Here is a 17,036-nt window from a genome sequence, read left to right on the forward strand (position 1 = left end):
TCCCAACCGGCGCGTTCTGCCATTCCGGCGGTTCCGCCATTCTTGCGAGGCAGTGATGAACAGGACCTATGCATTGGTGTGGAATGAGGCCGGACAACGCTGGAACGTGGCGCCCGAAACGGCGCGCCGCGGTGGCAAACGAGGCGGCGGCCGGCGCGGCAGCGCTGCGGCATTCGTGCTGATCGGCCTGGCGGGCCTGTCGGCCGCCCAGGCCGCGCCGTCGGGCGGGACGATCGCGGCCGGCAACGGTACCGGCACGATCCAGATCTCGCCGGATCAAAAGCAGGTGTCGATCAACCAGCAAACCCAGAAACTGGTCATCGACTGGAACCGCTTCGACATTGGCGCCGGTGAAAGCGTCACGTTCAACCAGCCTGGCGCCAGCGCCATTGCGCTGAACAAGGTGAACGGTCTGTCGCCCAGCTCGATCCAAGGGCGGCTGGAGGCCAATGGCCAGGTCTTCCTGGTCAATCCCAACGGCGTCGTCTTCGGCCGTGGCGCCGAGGTCAATGTGGGCGGTCTGGTGGCCTCGACCAAGCAGATCTCCGACGCCGATTTCAATGCAGGCAACTATCGTTTCGTCGGGTCTTCCAATGCCTCCGTGTTGAACCAGGGCGCCATTACCGCGCGCGACCGGGGCTACGTCGCGCTGTTGGGCGCCAAGGTCAGCAACCAGGGCGTGATCCAGGCGCGGCTGGGGCGAGTGGCGCTGGCGGCGGGCGATGATTTCATCGTGAACTTCGACGGCAATGGGCTGCTGGATTTGCAGGTGAACGGCGCCGCGCTTGCCGCGCTGACGGAGAACAGCGGATTGCTGAGGGCCGATGGCGGCCAGGTGCTGATGACCGGGCAGGCGGCCGGCGCGACCTTGCAGACGGTGGTCAACAACCAGGGCGTCATCGAAGCCCAGGCCTTGCAGGGGCAGGCAGGCAAGATCACGTTGGACGGCGGTGACGCCGGGGGCGTGGTGGCCGCGGGCAGGCTGAACGTCAGCGCGGCGGCTGCGCAGGGCGGCGGCGGCACGGTGGATATGCGTGGACGGCAGGTCAAGGTACGGTTGGGGACCGAGGTTGACGCCCGTGCGGAGCATGGCAAGGCCGGCGCCTGGCGCATTACCAGCGCCGAAACCAAAGTGGGCGCTTCCGCCGCCGTACCTGACGTTACGGTGTATGCGGACACGGTCGCCCATAACCTGGGTACGGCGAACATTGATTTGCGCAGCAGCGTCGGAGATCTCACGCTCGACGTTCCGATTGCGTGGAGCAGCGGCCACGGGCTCAGCCTGGCGGCGGCGCGCGATGTCGTGGTCAACAGCAGCTTGACCGCTTCTGGCCAGAACAGCGTGATCGCCATGGAGGCCGGCCGCCAGGTCAGGCTCAACGGCAACTTGACCGCCTCCGGGCTGAACGCCGGGATTGCCCTGTCGGCCGCCGACCAGATTGCGGTCAACGGCAAGATCACCATTAGCGGCGACAACGGGAGGTTATCGCTCGAAGCACCGCAGGGCTATGTGCTGGGTGACACTGCGGCGGTCAAGCTCTCCGGCGCGGACGCCTCGTTCAGCTCCAACGGGCAGCGCTATACCGTGATCCGGTATTTAGACGAGTTGCAGGACATCGATAACAACCTGGGCGGACTGTACGTGTTGGGCGATGACCTGAACGGAACTACGATATTGCAGCCAATCGGGCAGACTGATGGCGCGTTCTCGGGCGTCCTCGATGGCTTGGGCAACAAGCTGGGCGGCGTGCGGATCGGCGGCACGGGTCCCAATCTGGGCCTGTTCGCCGCATCGTCAGGCACCATCCGCAATCTCCGCCTGGGAGAGATAGAGATCACCGAGCCGTACGGTAGTGGCTTGCCCTTGTCGATAGGCGCGTTGGTGGGCTGGAACACGGGCGAGATCCTCAACGTGTCCACGGGCCAGGAGACTTCGATCACGGGCAGTTCGATCCACGGCAACGTGCTGGGCGGACTGGTGGGCACCAATGCCGGCGGCAGAATCGATCGCGCCACCGTCGAAGGCTCCGTGTCCGCAGGTATCCGGACCGTGGCGTTGGGCGGATTGGTGGGCGAGAACCTGAACTCCGCGCAGGGCCGTGGCCGCATTACCCGCAGCGTCGCGCGAAATGCAGTCTCGGGACCGGCGCTGTCCGATGACCAGGGCGGCATGGGCGGCCTGGTCGGCGTGAATCACGGTTTGATCGCGGATTCGTCCAGCCATGGAGCCACGATCTCCAGCGAAGTCGACCAGAATGTCGGCGGCTTGGTGGGCAACAACCTGGGCGGCGACATCGAGCGCTCATTTGCTGCCGGTTACGTGCAGAGCGGTTACAGCGGCAACACCGGCGGCCTGGTGGGCCTGAACAGCGGGAACATCTCCGGGGCGATTGCCTATGGCGACGTCAGCGTTGCTGGTGGCGACGCCACCGGGGGCCTGGTGGGAAGGAACAGCCGCAGCGGCCGGCTGCGGGAGGTCAAGGCGACCGGCGAGGTGTCGGATTTACTCGGTGTCAACGTGGGCGGGCTGGTCGGACTCAACAATGGATTCATCGATACCGGCGAAGCGGGCGGCGGCGTGTTCGGCAGCTCCGACCGTAGCGGCGGCAGGGTCGGCGGCCTGGCGGGCTACAACGGCGGCACGATTGAAGCGTCGGTCGCGCGCGGCAGCGTGTCGGGGGGCGGCGATGGCTATGTCGGCGGGCTGGTTGGCTACAACTTGGGCACGGTGGCGAGGGTAAACGCCAGCGGTGCCGTGGTTGGCGGCGCGAACAGCGCGGTGGGAGGGTTGGCCGGCCTCAACCAGGGGCTGATCACTTCCGCCATGGTGAACGGCAACGCTCAGGGGGGCAGCTACAGCCGCGTCGGCGGCGTGGCGGGCGAAAACGGCGTAACGGGTGAAATCCTGCAATCGTCCTCCGGGGGCGCGGTGAGCGGTTCCGACCAGGCTACGCTGGGCGGCATCGTCGGCCTCAATCAGGGGGCAATCTCCTACTCCAGGGCCAGCGGTGAAGTGAAGTTCGACGATTCCCTCGATCAGCTCTACGGCGGCCTGGTTGGCGTGAATTATGGAGTACTGCGTGCCAACAACACATCCGGACTGGCATCTTTGGTGCCGCCGGTGGGTTTGAACAACGGCGTCATCGAGCCTGACAGCGAGAGAGTCAGAGAGCCCATTGAAGTTCGCGCGGCCTATCCGGGCCTTGGCGGTCTCACAAAAGCTCAACGGTGAATTCCACGCTGCCGGTGGCGATGCTGGCCTTGACGGCGGCGTTGGCCGGCGCGTTGCAGGCGCTAACTTTCCAACGGGCGCGGCCTGCCGTTGCCGCGGCCCGCCATTCTTTGCGAGGTAATCATGAACAGGACCTATGCATTGGTGTGGAATGAGGACAGACAACGCTGGAACGTGGCGCCCGAAACGGCGCGCCGCCGCGGGAAACGAGGAGGTGGGCGGCTCGGCAGTGTCGCGGCGCTGGCGCTGATCGGCCTGGCCAGCTGGTCGGCCGCGCAGGCGGCGCCCGTGGGCGGGACGATCGCGGCCGGCAACGGCGCGGGCTTCATCGTGACGTCGCCGGACCAGAAGCAGGTGTCGATCAACCAGCAAACCCAGAAGTTGATCGTCGACTGGAGAGGCTTCAACATTGGGGTCGGTGAGCGCGTCACCTTCAACCAGCCCGGCGCCAGCGCCATAGCGCTGAATAAGGTAAACAGCCTGTCGCCCAGCTCGATCCAGGGGAAGTTGGACGCCAATGGCCAGGTCTTCCTGGTCAACCCCAACGGGATCGTCTTCGGGCGGGGCGCCGAAGTCAATGCAGGCGGCCTGGTGGCGTCGACCAAGCAGATCTCCAATGCCGATTTCAATGCGGGCAACTACCGCTTTCACGAAGTGTCCAATGCCTCCGTGTTGAACAACGGCGTTATCAGGGCACGCGACCGGGGCTACGTCGCGCTGCTGGGGGCCCAGGTCAACAACCAGGGCGAGATCCACGCGCGGCTGGGGCGGGTGGCGCTGGCGGCGGGCGATGACTTCACCATGAACTTCGACGGCAATGGGCTGCTGGATTTACGGGTGAACGGCGCCGCGCTTGCCGCACTGGCGGAAAATAGCGGACTCTTGAAGGCCGACGGCGGGCAGGTGCTGATGACCGCGCGGGGGGCTGGCTCCACCTTGCAGACAGTGGTCAACAATCAGGGGATCATCGAAGCCAAGAATTTGCTGGGGCAGGATGGCCGGATCATGCTGGACGGCGGCATCTTCGGAGGCAGCGTCGGGGGCGTGGTGGTTGCGGGCAAGCTGGATGCCAGCGGGTCGACTTCGGGGGGCGGCGTCACTTCGGTGACCACGCAAGGGCAACAGGTCAATGTGTCGTTGGGGACCGAGGTTGACACCCGGGACACCAACGGCGGAGCCGGCACGTGGTTGATACGTTCCAGTAATATCAAAGTAGGCGCCAACGGCGTTGATGCGGACGCCACGGTGTACGCGGAAACGCTGTCGCAGAATCTGAACACCACGAACATCGATGTGCAAAGCTCCCAGGGGGACATTGTGGTCGATGCTCCGATTGCCTGGAGCAGCAGTCGTAAGCTCGTTCTACTTGCGGACCGCAATCTCGTGGTCAACGGCAGCTTGACTGCTTCCGGTCAGGGCGCTCAGCTAACGCTGCAAGCCGCGCAAGAAATCATGGTTAACAACAACATCGCGATGACCGGCGGCGGAGCGGTGTTGAATCTGGCTTCGGAGGGGGGCCTTGCTCTGGGCGACAGCGGGGTGATCACGCTGTCCGGCGCGAATCCCACGTACCGCTACAACGGACAGCTCTCCACCGTGATTCAGAACGTGGGCCAGTTGCAGGAGATCGACCGCAGGCCGTCCGCACAGTATGTGTTGGGCAACGACCTGACCGGAGGCAGCCTGCCGCCCATCGGCGAAGGCGGCAATCGTTTCTCGGGCAGGCTCGATGGCCTGGGCAATAAGCTGAGCGGCCTCCAGGTCAGGGCCTCCGGCCCCAATGCGGGCCTGTTCGCCGAATTACTCGGCTCAATCGTCAACCTCAAACTGGAGGCGATAGAGGTCACCCCCCCGTCCGGCAGCCTGCAGCCCGTCTCGATAGGCGCGCTCGTTGGGCGGAACTTCGGTAGGATCGAGAATGTATCGGCTGACCAGATCTTCGTCTTGGGCAGCGGGTTCTACCGCAATGTGGTGGGCGGACTGGTGGGCACCAATGCGGGTGGCCAGATTATTCAAGGCACCGTTCGGGGCTTCGTCGTAGCAGGGGCCGGGACGGTTGCTATTGGCGGCTTGGCGGGCGAGAACCAGAATTTCGCGTCGAACTCCGGCACCATCAGAAGTAGCGTCTCGCACGCCGCGGTATTGGGACCGATACCGCGCGACGAGCTGGGCGGCATGGGCGGCCTGGTTGGCGTTAACAGTGGCTTGATCAGGGACTCTTCCAGCCATGGGAATACGCAGGCCAACGGCTTCGACCACGCCGTAGGCGGGCTGGTGGGGGCCAACCTGGTGGGCGCCGAGATCCTGCGTTCCTCCGCGGACGGCCTCGTCCAGGGAGGCGACTACAGCCTCTCCCAGCGACACCGGTATCGTCCGGTAGGCGCCGACCTCGCATTTGTTGGGTACGACCACGCCAGTGCCTCCACCCAAGCCGATGACGCCGGTACCCTGGAAGTCGAAGGGCTGGTTGCCGCAAACGCCGGGGATTGCTGGCGACCACGCGGGAAAGTCCATGATGTAGTCCCCGTAGTTCACCATTCCCTGCTGGTAATCGACGGTGTAGAGCGTCAATGTAATGTTCGGGGCCACGCCAGTCACCAGGAGTTCCCCGCTGGGCAGATTGGCGGGGGAGTCGGTCAGCACCAGGCGCTGTATGTACTCGGTGACGGTGGTGTTCTCCTGCGCTTCCGGCCCGGACGTATCGAAGTACACCGGACGCTTGTCCATGACCACGGGGAACGGGCTGGGCCGCAGCTGTCTTTCGACGCCGTCCGCGCCTATGGCCGAGACCTGTAGCCCGATGCCGGACACATTGGTCTGCGCGGTTCCGTCGGCGGCTACGCCCTGGTTGGCGCTCCACTGCGCCGCTGCCGCCAGCTCGTGCTGAATGCCGGCGGACCCGGTGGCGCCGAGCTGGAAGGTGTTGAACAGTCCGGCGCCGCGTTCGAACAGGACGTCGCCGATCCGCGAGGCGCTCGTCAGCGGCATGACTTCGCGCCAGGGGCCGCCGCCCAGGTTGGACAGGCTGCAGTGGATGGCGGGGCGGGATGTGACCAATTCGCCGCGGGCGGTCCCGCCAGGAAGCGTCATGGCCACGGCCAGCAAGGCCAGGATAGGCTTTGCCGCGTATTTTGGTGTGCGCCGCGGGCGAGCGTCTGTGAGTTTGCGCTTGTGCATCTGTTTCTCTCCTGGATGTCCGGGGCGAGCCGGAGTCAGTCTGCGGCCGCGAGTGTCGCCTCGCCGCGGATCAGGTCGCCGGCGTCGCCGGCTGCTTCATAGTGCAGCTTGGCCGCGCCGCCCAGGGGCTGGTGCGCGGCGGGCAGCGCGTAGCGGGAGGTCGCGTAGGGCGCCAGCGTCAGGCCGTCCATGTGCAGCGGGCCGTTGGCGGCGGGGACGCTTATCCGCGCCAGCGAGACATGAAAGGGGGTGGGGTTGCGCGCTTCAAGCCGCCACGGCGCGGCGGCGTCGTCCGTCCGCTGGTATCTCCAGGCGACTTGTGCCGCTGCGTTCCCCGGACTGCCTGGCAGCCCGGCGGGGCGGAACAGCACTTTCATCCTCAACCGGAACGACAGTTGGAGCTGGTTGGGCCGGGCCGGCGGCTGAGAGGGGATCTCGAGGAAATTGATCCAGAACACCGACTCGCGGTCGCTCGGCAGGGGTTCGCCCGTGTAGCGCAGTTCCAGCGTCTTGCGTTCGCCTGCGTCCAGCCGGTAGACGGGCGGCGTCAGCACGAAGGGGGCGGCAAGCTCGCTCGGGTCGGTGCGCGCCTGCGCCGTTTCCTGGTCCAGCCAGGTCTGCACCAGGATGGGCGCCTCTCCTGAATTGCCGGTACGTATCGTCAACGACTTGGCGTGCGCCGGGTAAATGAAGCGCGTGCCGGTAACGGTCAGGCCGGCCTGCGCCGACGCCGCCATGCTGCTGAGCAGGAGGACGGCGGCGAGGCGCGGCGCGAGATTGCGCAGTGCGGTTGCGCAAGAGTGCCGGCGTTTCATCGCTGCGCCTGCGGGCCGGGCGTCGCGGGCCGAGCCTCATCGGAAGGCAGCGGCGCGCAGACGGCGGAGAGCGAGTCATAGCCCTGCTTGCGCTGCCCTGCGCGTTCAGGCAGGACGTAGTCGATGCCGCAGCGCTGCTGCGATCCGGGTCCCCATCGCACGGTGATGCGGCCCTGGTCGGTCTCCACCCGCATCACGATGCGGCTGCCCTGGCCCACCGCGCCCACGGACTTGCCGCTGCCGGCGTCGATCACTTCGGCGCCAAACGGTAGGGTGGCGCCGTCGGTCTGGCGGGAGTTGATCAGTACCGGCCGCGCCACGCGGGTGGGATAGGACAGCAGCACGACCGCGCCGGCGCTGGGCGCCACGTTGCGGGAGCTGGCCTGCAACTCCACGTCGTCGGGAATGCCGCGGGGATCGATGTCGATGGTATTCAACTGGTAGGGGCTCAGGCTGGCAACGACGCCATAGCCGCGGCCGTCCAGGATGTCGCCGCCGTATCCGATCTGCGCGCCCTCGGCATGATCGGCGCGCACCAGCGCTACCGTCTCACCCAGCGTCTGCGAGAGAGTTACGCCGCCCGCGTGGACCAGCACGCCGCCGGAAGCGTTCAGCGATGCCTGGCGGAAGCCGGATCCCTGCGAGAGGCCTGCGCCTACCCAGGCTTGAGGCAGCCGGTAGCCGAGGTTGGCGCTGGTGGAATTGGCGTTTTCGCGGCTGGCGTGGGACGTCGACAACGAGTAGGAGCCGCGGCTGGATTCGCCCAGCGTGCCCGCGACCGAGGTGGTGAAGTTGGCCCCGGCGCGGGAATCGGCGCTGTAGTAACTGTTGAGCGTGGGCGCGCCGCGCTCGAACCGGCCCAGTGGAATGGAGAGATTGACGGTGACCAGTGTGGAGCTGTCGCGCCCGCCGCCGCGGTAGGAGTCCCGGGTAGAGAGGTTCTGCGTGCGCTGCACACCGAAGGAATAGAATATGTCGCGCCAGCGGTTGCTGTAGCCCAAGGCGAAGTTGATGGTGTTGCCGTGGCCCTGCCAGTACTGGATGGCCGAGCCCGACAGATAGACGTTGCCGCCGTTGGCGCCCAGCTGTTGGTTGATGTTGGCATCGAGCCGGCCGCGCGTGCGGCCCACGTCGCCGAACCAGCGGTAGCGCTGCGGCGCGCCTTGCAGCGCGATGCTCTCGCGCAGGCCGACGAAGCCGCTGGTGGAATAGCGATAGGCCAATAGCGAAAAACTGGTGCCGCTATCGGGCAGGTTCTTGCTATACGACAAGCGGTAGCTGGTGCCTGTCCGCGTGCCTTCGTCCGGCAGCTTGGCGCGCGACAGCGTGATGTCGGCAGCGAACGCGCCTATCGCGGTGTTCACCGCGGCGCCCGCCAGCGCAGAGCCATAGTTCCGGGTGAACGCAAGGCCGCCATAACCCGTGTACATGTCACCTAGTCCGCGCTTGAACGTCCCTTGAAGCAGGTACTGCGAGCTGCTGCCCATGCCCAGGTCGATCGCGCGTCCAGCGGTCAAGCTGTAGCGGCTGGTGCCGGGCCGCAGCAACTGGACCGTCGTGGCAAAGGGTACGACGAAGCTGCGTGAGCTGCCGTCCGCCTCGACGATGTGCACGTCCAGGTCGCCGCCATAGCCCGCCGCCTGCAAGTCCTCGATGGCGAAGGGGCCTGGCGCCACCGTGGTTTCGTACACGAGATAGCCGCGCTGGTACACCGATACCTGCGCATTGCTGTTGGCGGTGCCGCGCACGGTAGGGGTATAGGAGCGTAGCGCGCTGGGCAGCATGCGCTCGTCGCTGGCAAGTTGCACGCCGCGGAACGACACGGAGTCGAACAGGTCGCCCTCGGTGGAGCTTTCGCCCAGCAGCAGCTGCGACTGCCATGCCGGCATGTCGGTCTTCAGGTAGGTATAGCCGCGCTGATAGCTGGCGCCTTGTCCCGGCGACCAGGTGGCGCTGCCGTAATGGCGCAGGCGGAACGCACCCATGTTGATGCCGGCGTTCAGGCCGGCGTAGCCGCGCGTGGTCCGCGTGCCCCGGCTTTCCGAGGTGAAGAGGTTGCTGTTGTAGTTCAGCCGCGCCGCCGTCACGCCGCTGTCCCAGTTCGACGGATCGACATAGGCGCCCGGCGCGGACAGGCGCAGATAGTATTTGGGCACGGTGAGGTAAAGCTTCTGCTCGGCCACCTCCAGCTTGACCTGCGCGCCGGGTACGTAGCGCGCCAGGTCGGCGCAGCTTGCTTCCTCCGATAGCGCGAGCATGCCGTCGCCGCGCGCGGCCTTCTCCATGTCCAGGCCTAGCCGCCGCAGCAAATCGGCGTCGTAGCAAGGAGTGGCGACTTCGCTGCCCGCCTGCTGACGGAACTGCAGTGCTTCCACGCCGCGCCATCGCCCGTTGACGTACACGTCCAACCGGTGCAAGCCGGGCTCCATGAGGTTGCCGCGCTCGAAACGGCTCGTGTCGATGGCGGCGCCGCCGATCCCATGGAACATCATCTGAGGATCGAAAAACGCTTGCTTGGCCTGGACGGGCGCGGCACAGGCCGCCGCGGCCAACAGGGCGCTAGAGAGACCGGGCGCGAGCCGGGATGCCGCTGCACGCCTTTTCGAGGGACGAACGGGGGCTGGCAAGCGGGGATAAGCCCTTGCGGTGAAGTATTCCATCGGGACGCGTCAGTTCTTTGATGCACAGGCGCGAGCCGCGCCGGGCCATTATTCGGTAAGGACTTTTTCGATCTTGCTCGAGCCGCCGTAATCGGTGATGACTTCGTAGTGGATAGAGGTATTGCCCGCGGGCCTGACCGTGGGCGGAATGACGAAGCGCGTCTTTTCAAACGGCGCGACCATGCCGCTGGAAAGCGCGGTGCGCTTGCCGTCAATGACCAGGTCAACGTTGGCGAAAGACACGTAATAGGGAGTCGGGTTGCTGACCTCCAACGCCCGTCCCCGCAATTTCCAGGTCAGGAGGTCAGGCGCCGCTTGCACGTGCGGGCGTAGCGAGGCAGGCCTGAAGAACACCTTGATGCGCGACCGGAACTGGAAGGTGAGCACATTGGTGTCGTTCGGATTGCGCGGCGGCGTCTCCAGCACGTTCAGATAGAACAGGCTTTCACGGTCGCCGGGTAGCGGCTCTAGCGTGTACGAAAGCCGCAGGACCGCGCCGCTGTTCGGGTCCACGCGCACAACGGCAGGCGCCAGGACGAACGGCACACGCATGTCCGTGGGCGAGGCGTCGAGGTTGCCGTCGTCCAGCCAGCTCTGCGCCAGCACGGGACCGCTGCCCGTGTTGCGCACGGTTAGCGTCACTTCTCGCGCGTCTGGAGAAATGACCAACCGGGTACTCTGCAGCACGAGTCCGGCGCGGGCCGGCGTGCCCCAAGTGCACAGGGTCATGGCGCAAGCGGCCGCCAGGGATGGGAGGATGCGGGCTACCGACGCCATGGGCGGCCCGCGCTTAGTTGTAGGACAGCAGGTACTTGATGCTCGAAGCGCCCGAACCAGCGCCCGCCTTGCCGCCGACCGGGACGTACTTGGCGGCGTACTTGAGTTCCGCAGTGCCCGTGGCGCTGATCGTCGCGACTTGCGGCGCGGTTTCCGAGCCACCGATGGGGATCGTCTCGCTGTTGCCAGCCGAATTATTGCGGATCTGGATTTCCACATTGGGCGCGCGGTCTCCGTCCAGCAGCGCCAGGTTGCCCGAAGGCGTAGCGTTGGTCGGGTCGAACATGATGCGGACCTTTCTGCCGTCGGAACAGCCTGCGCCGCCTGCCAGATTCAGCTGGAACTCGGCATCGACGGCGCCGCCGCTGTCGACTTCCGTGGGCGTGGGCGTGCCCAGCTGAACCGTCTGCGTGTTACCCAATCCGGGCGTATTGCCGTTGATGTCGCAACCAGGCGCGACGATTACGCCCATGAAGTTGATGACGCCATCGAAAGCGTGGGCGGGAATCGGGGCCAGCGCGGAGATCAGGGTTCCGGATGCCAGGAGAGAGGCGACGATGCTGCGTTTCATGATTTTCAATTCCTCGGAAGCTAGATATTTCCCGGGGCGATCGAAGTCCGTCCTGGGCGCGGGCATGACCCCTGGCCATGCCCGCGCCCAGGACGGAGCGATCTGTCGGGATTTCTTGTAGGACCGGGTGACGCATTGCGTCGGCACCCCGGTCTGTGACGCCCGTAAACCGCATGCACGCGTTAGTACATGCCAACGAGTACGGATATCTTATGGAGTAGCGCCGAGAAATTTAGTAGGACAAAAACGATTTTCGCGTCGGACAAGTATTAAATGTCTGACAGCAAAACTGGACGCCATCGTCGCTCAGGGCCCGTGACTCGTCGACCCCAAGGGGCTCACTTGTACTCAAGCGTGAAGGTGGCCGTGCCGTTCGCCACGCCCGCGGTCACCTGGCTTGCTGTCTGGTAATAGCGGGCGTGGAACGGCACGGTATAGACGCCATCCTTGGATGCGCCCACCAAGGCGCTTTGGCCGTAGGCGACCGGCTGGCGGTCCTTGTCCAGGATCTGGATGCCGACGCCGGTCGCGGCATTGGCGTCAGGGCTCAAGGCGAGTACGCCGGGCATGCCGGAAGCGTCGGGCTTCGCGTCCATGCGCAGATATACGGCGTTCGGTTCAGGCTTGGCTTCGCGGCAGTTCAGCTTGATGTCGAAGCGTTGCTCGGCGGCGGTGCTGCCTACCGCGCTGAACAGGTTTTTCCAGACCTTGCCCAGTTGAACGGGGGGCGTGGGGGCGGCGATGCAGGAAGGGGTGATGATGGAGATGGAGCGCCCGCTGATTGAGACTTTCAGGGCTTTCTGCGGCGCGTGGGAAGAGTACATCGTCGCGTATAGCCCTTCTGCGAGGGATCCGTTGCCGGTGGTCGCCGCGATCTTGAAGAGCTGGGCGTGTATTACCCAGTGGGCGCTGGTACTTGTCATCCAGCTACCCTTGTCGACGTGATGCCTGATTGGGAAGTAGTGGGTTCCGGTCGAGTCCCAGATCCGGAAGCCGATTCGAAGGCCGATGCCCGGGATGTTCGTCCGGAAGATCTGGCCTGAGTCCAGCTGCGTTCCCATGTGGACAGAGCCGTTCCATGTGCCTTCGGCCTGGTCCTTCCTGCAGTCGATGATCACTATTCCCTTGTGGCTGATGGGGAATTTCTTTTCCGCGATCGGGGTTGTGCGGCTGACCGGCGTATTCGGCGGTACGACTACCGGACCGAAGTTGAGAAGGATCACGTTCTTGTCTAGCCCTTCTCCCAGCACGCATTCCGCGCGGCTTTGCGGCGCATACCCGCACAGCGTCAGAAGCAGGCATGCCAATGCCGGCACGCTGCGTGAGCGCTTTGCGCTGATGGCTTGGCGCTTTTTCATCTCATGTCCGTTCAAAGTTTACGGGCGGCCACGGGCTAGTTGGCGTTGTTGAGTGGATGCACGAAGGTATAGCCCTGCCCATAGCTCGTGCGCAGCGGCAGTTCTATGCCCGCCATCCGTGCCCGGCGACGCAGGCGGCCGACCACGCTGGAGACGATGGCGCGCTGCAGATGCACGGGGCGGCCCGCGGCATCCGGCCAGACCTCGCGGTGCAGGTCTGCAATGCTGCAATATTGGAAGTCATGGCCCCTCAGGCATGACAGCAACGCGTATTCCTTGTTGCTCAACGCAATCAGGCCGGCGCTGTCTGGTGCGCGCAGCTTCTTCTCCCCCTCGATCAGCGCCCATTCGCGGACCGGCGTGACACGGACGGTCGCGACCGTTCCCGCCAGGGCGCGCCGCTGCCGTGCCATGGATTCCGATGCGAGGGGGGTTTCGCGCTGCAGGCGAGTACGCAACGCTGATGACAGGCGTTCCAGGCTGCTAAGCGCCGCCAGCAATTCGTCGATGCCCGCGTCCGAGGACAGGCAGGCGTCGGCGCCGGCGCATATCAGTTCGGCCCTGGTATTGGAGGAGTCATTGGCCGTGATCATCAACACCAGCCCGGCCACGTAGGGACCGCGCCGCGCGTACATGATCGAGGCCAGCCAGTCCGCGCTGCCGTGCATCACGACATAGTGCAGGCCGGGTTCGGCAAGTTGCTCCTGCAATCTGGCGATCGACTGAGTCAGGCACACCATCTGGGCGCGGTCGCCCAGCCCCTGCACCAGCACGGCGGCCGGCTCTATGGCTTCGACGCAGACGTGGACGGTGTGATTGAACGCGGTCTTTCTCATGATCGTTGGCCTTTGGTTCGTGGAAGCTGAGGAGATCATTTGTATTCCAGCGTGAAGGTGGCCGTGCCGTTCGCCACGCCCGCGGTCACCTGGTTCGAGGTCTGGTAGTAGCGGGCGTGGAACGGCACGTTGTAGACGCCGTCCTTGGATGTGCCGACCAAGGCGCTTTGGCCGTACGTGACTGGCTGGCGGTCCTTGTCCAGGATCTGGATGCCGACGCCGGTTGCGGCATTGGCCTCGGGGCTCAAGGCGATCACGCCCGGCGCGCCCGAGGCGTCAGGCTTGGCGTCCATGCGCAGGTAAACGGCGTTCAGCTCCGGCTTGGCTTCGCGGCAGTTCAGCTTGATGCTGAAACTCTGCTCGGCCGCCGTGCTGCCGACCGAGCTGAACAGGTTTTTCCAGACCTTGCCGAGTTGCACGGCAGGCGTGGGGGCGGCGGTGCAGGAAGGGGTGATGATGGCCGTGGTCCTGCCGGAGATCATCACTTTCAAGGCGTCTCCTGGCGCGTCCTGCGAGTATAGGGAGGCGTACAGTCCTGCTTCGAGGGCGCCATTGCCGGTATCGGGACCGATCTTGAAGAGTTGGACGTGAATCCAGCCCTTGTTGCCGATCGAGGTCTCCACGCCTGGACCGTTGAGGCTCCATTCTTCCGGAAAATAGAAAGTTCCGACGTGATCGCCTGGTCGCAGCCCGATACGGATACCGATGCCGGGAATGTTGGTGCGGTAGATGCTGGTACTGTCCACCACCGTGCCTTTGTGCATGACCGCCAGCGCTCTTCCCCCGCCCTCCTTGCACACGAGCAGCCCGTTGCCTTTGTGGCTGATGGGGTATCTCTTGTCGGCAATAGGCGATATCTTGCTCTGTCCCTTGTCCGGCGGCACGACGATATTGCCCAGAGAAATGTTGATTACGTTCGCGGCGATGCCTTCTCCCAGAGTGCACGCGGCCTGGCTCTGCGATGTATACGCGCCCAGAATCAACGCCAGGCAGACCAACGCCAGCATGCCGCCTGCTCGATTGTCTCTGGTGATCTGCTGTTCTTTCATTTCATGTCCATTCATCTGTCTTGTGATCATCAATGTGCGCGTCACTGGCACACGTAGCTGACTTCACGTATGGGCGCGGGGCGTTCCTCTTCCGGCAGGCGGTAGGACACTGCGCAGCTGTCCTTGGCGCCGCGGCCCCAGGTGACGCGTATGGTTCCGGACTGCTGTGCCCCCGTCACGAAGGCCTGGCCGTCCGGCCCCACGATGCCGATCTCCTCGCCCGCCTCGTTGTCGATGCGCGCGCCGAACGGCACCACGCTGTTGTCCTTGCGGGTCAGCGTCATCATCAAGCGATAGCCCACCACGGTCTCAAACCCTGCCTGTATCACCGCGCCGCGGGTAGGCACCAGATTTACCGCCGCGTTCTTGACTTCTACGGTGTCGCCCAGGTCCGCGGTGAGCATGGCCAGACGGGTCGAACGGTACGCGCTCAGGTTCGGCACGATGGCGTAGCCGCTGGCATCGGTGCTGACGCCGGGATGCGATTCGAAGCGCACATTTTCAGCTGACGGCGCGCGCACCAGCGCCACGGTTTCGCCCAGCGGTTGGCCGAGAGTTACGCCGCCGGCATGTACGACGATGCCGCCTGACAGGCCCGCGTTGATCTGGTTGTAGTTCCGTCCCTGCGACGCGCCCACATCGAAGCGGCCGACCCTGGAAAGGTAGCTGGCGTTGCCGCTGCTGTTGGCGCCGTTCTGGTTGGAAGTGGCGGCCGTCAGGTTATAGGTGAGCTGGTTGTCTTCGAGCGCGGCGCCGGAAACCATGGCGGCGTGACTGGTCCCGCCATTGTTGCCGGTGGTCAGGGAATAGCTGGCGCTGCTGCGCCAGGAACCCAGCGGAATCGATAGCGACAGCATGACCCGGTGGTTTTTCGAACTGCTGAGGCCGGTGTTCGAGTCGACCATGACGTTGTAGCTGACCTGTCTGTAGGAACCGGCGTATGTGACCTGGATCAGCCGCTCCTTTTGATTCGTCTGCCAGTACGACCGTTGGCTCGCCGTCGCGTAGATCGAACCCCACGAGCCCAGCGACTGGTTCACTTCGAACCGCAGTTCGTTACGGCGGCTGGGCATCTTGCTGCCCCGCTCGAAGTCGTCGATGCGGGTCGATTCCTGGAAGGTCCGGTAGCCGCTGGTGGAATAGCGGTAGCCGGCGAGGCTGAAGTTGGTTCCGGAGTCTTGGAGGGATTTTGCATACAGGAAGCGTATGGATTGGCCCTGGGTTTTCAAGCGCTCGGTGGCGGTGCGCGCATGCGCCAGGTCCAGCGAGATCGCACCGAAACTGCGCAGGTTTTTGCCCACGCCCACCACGCCGGATTGATAGATGCTGGCCGCGGTGACGCCGCCATACAGGGAGAACTCATGGCCCAGGCCGCGCGCCGCCGTTCCCTGAAGGAAGGTGGGCGCGCGTTCGTTGGAACCGTAGGCGTTGCGATAGCGTCCGGCGGTGGCGCTGTAGCGCCAGGTGCCTTCGCGCAACAACGTGGGTACGGAGGCATAGGCCTGCACGTAGCGGTTTTGGCGGCCATCCGATTCCGTGATGGTGACTTCCAGATCGCCACCGGAGGAGGAGGGGTACAGGTCGTCCAGCACAAAGGCGCCGGGCGCGACATACGCGTTGTACACGATGTAGCCGTTCTGCCTGACGGTGACGAGGGCGTTGGTCTGGGCGATGCCGCGTATGGTCGGCGCGTAGCCGTGCATGCTGTCCGGCAGCATGGATTCGTCCGAATAGACTTGCACGCCGCGGAACTGCACGCTGTCGAAAAGATTGCCGGGCGTATAGCCGTCGCCGAGCAGCAGCTGGCCGTTGATCGAGCGCAAGTCGCGCTGCAGATTGGTTTCCAGCGACTGCCATTCTCCGCGTCCGTTGGCGCCGCGGTTGTAGTTGGAGGTGTGGCGCAGGCGCCAGTCGCCGAAGTTCAAGCCGCCGCGCAATCCGGCATAGGCCGTGTAGGGCGATTCGGCGCCGCGGCTGGAAGCGTTTCCTCCGCCCTGGCGCGACAGGTTGAACTGATAATCCAGCAGACCCGAGGTGATGCCCCTGTCCCAGCGTGACGGATCGACCGAATCCCGCGCCGAGCGCTTGAGCGCGGCTTGCGGAATGCTTAGATGCAGCCGTTGCTTGCCGCCATCGAAGCTCACGGCTGCGTCTTGCACCAGGGCGGGCAGGTCCACGCAGGCGTCATCCGCGCCAGCGGATTCGGGCAGCGCGGCCATGTTGACGCCCCAGGTCTCCAATTGGCTACGGGTCAGGCAGACCGAGGGCTGCTTCTGGCCTTCCTGGGCCTCGATGAGGATTCTGCTCCTGCCCATGGACTGATCGTTGACGAACACATCGGCCAGGTACTCGCCCGGCAGCACGCTATTGCCGAAACTGAAGATGGACAGGTCTGCCTGCGGCTGATCTCCACCCGTGCCCAGGAATTCCTGATTGAAGACGGTACCCGCCGGCTCGGCGGCCTGGCCTGAAAATGAGGCCAGACCCAGCAACAGCGATGCCAATGCCGCGGTGGGGGGCATGCGACCCTGCGATACGCCAATCATTGCATGAGCTCCGGG

10 protein-coding genes are annotated in these 17,036 nt (G+C 64.9%); 2 read left to right on the forward strand and 8 right to left on the reverse strand.

The features are described 5' to 3' along the window. Positions 1–55: 55 nt before the first annotated feature. Entirely contained in the window at positions 56–3,232 is a 3,177-nt protein-coding gene (locus WBB14_RS09655) for a filamentous hemagglutinin N-terminal domain-containing protein (RefSeq protein WP_424239626.1), read from the forward strand. Positions 3,233–3,355: 123 nt separating this feature from the next. Beyond that, positions 3,356–6,028: a filamentous hemagglutinin N-terminal domain-containing protein gene (locus WBB14_RS09660; protein WP_424239627.1), complete on the forward strand. Its 2,673-nt coding sequence runs from the start codon at positions 3,356–3,358 to the stop codon at positions 6,026–6,028. Between the two features lie 416 nt (positions 6,029–6,444). On the opposite strand, the gene WBB14_RS09665 is transcribed toward WBB14_RS09660, so the two are convergent. The 8 genes from WBB14_RS09665 to WBB14_RS09700 all read right to left on the reverse strand — a co-directional run bounded on the left by WBB14_RS09665 (position 6,445) and on the right by WBB14_RS09700 (position 16,997). Further along, on the reverse strand, positions 6,445–7,224 hold the full coding sequence (locus tag WBB14_RS09665) for a fimbrial biogenesis chaperone (protein WP_424239628.1): 780 nt from the start codon (positions 7,222–7,224) through the stop codon (positions 6,445–6,447). Next, on the reverse strand, positions 7,221–9,716 hold the full coding sequence (locus tag WBB14_RS09670; protein WP_424239629.1) for a fimbria/pilus outer membrane usher protein: 2,496 nt from the start codon (positions 9,714–9,716) through the stop codon (positions 7,221–7,223). Before WBB14_RS09670 ends, WBB14_RS09665 begins: the two co-directional genes overlap by 4 nt. Before the next feature lie 216 nt (positions 9,717–9,932). Then, complete coding sequence (locus WBB14_RS09675; RefSeq protein ID WP_424239630.1) at positions 9,933–10,661, reverse strand: fimbrial biogenesis chaperone; 729 nt, start codon at positions 10,659–10,661, stop codon at positions 9,933–9,935. Between the two features lie 13 nt (positions 10,662–10,674). Further along, complete coding sequence (locus WBB14_RS09680) at positions 10,675–11,232, reverse strand: fimbrial protein (protein WP_424239631.1); 558 nt, start codon at positions 11,230–11,232, stop codon at positions 10,675–10,677. A gap of 338 nt (positions 11,233–11,570) precedes the next feature. Beyond that, positions 11,571–12,590 (reverse strand): fimbrial protein, encoded by a 1,020-nt coding sequence (locus WBB14_RS09685; RefSeq protein ID WP_424239632.1) that lies wholly within the window; start codon positions 12,588–12,590, stop codon positions 11,571–11,573. 35 nt (positions 12,591–12,625) lie between these two features. Then, positions 12,626–13,426, reverse strand: a complete 801-nt coding sequence (locus tag WBB14_RS09690) for a winged helix-turn-helix domain-containing protein (RefSeq protein WP_424239633.1) — start codon at positions 13,424–13,426, stop codon at positions 12,626–12,628. 35 nt (positions 13,427–13,461) lie between these two features. Then, the gene (locus WBB14_RS09695; protein ID WP_424239634.1) at positions 13,462–14,475 is read right to left on the reverse strand and encodes a fimbrial protein; all 1,014 of its coding nucleotides are present in this window, start codon (positions 14,473–14,475) and stop codon (positions 13,462–13,464) included. Between the two features lie 41 nt (positions 14,476–14,516). Further along, a complete protein-coding gene (locus tag WBB14_RS09700; RefSeq protein ID WP_424239635.1) occupies positions 14,517–16,997 on the reverse strand; it encodes a fimbria/pilus outer membrane usher protein in 2,481 nt (826 codons plus the stop codon). Between the last annotated feature and the right edge of the window lie 39 nt (positions 16,998–17,036).

It is taken from the genome of Achromobacter sp. (assembly GCF_049647645.1).
Taxonomy (GTDB): Bacteria; Pseudomonadota; Gammaproteobacteria; order Burkholderiales; family Burkholderiaceae_B; genus Achromobacter.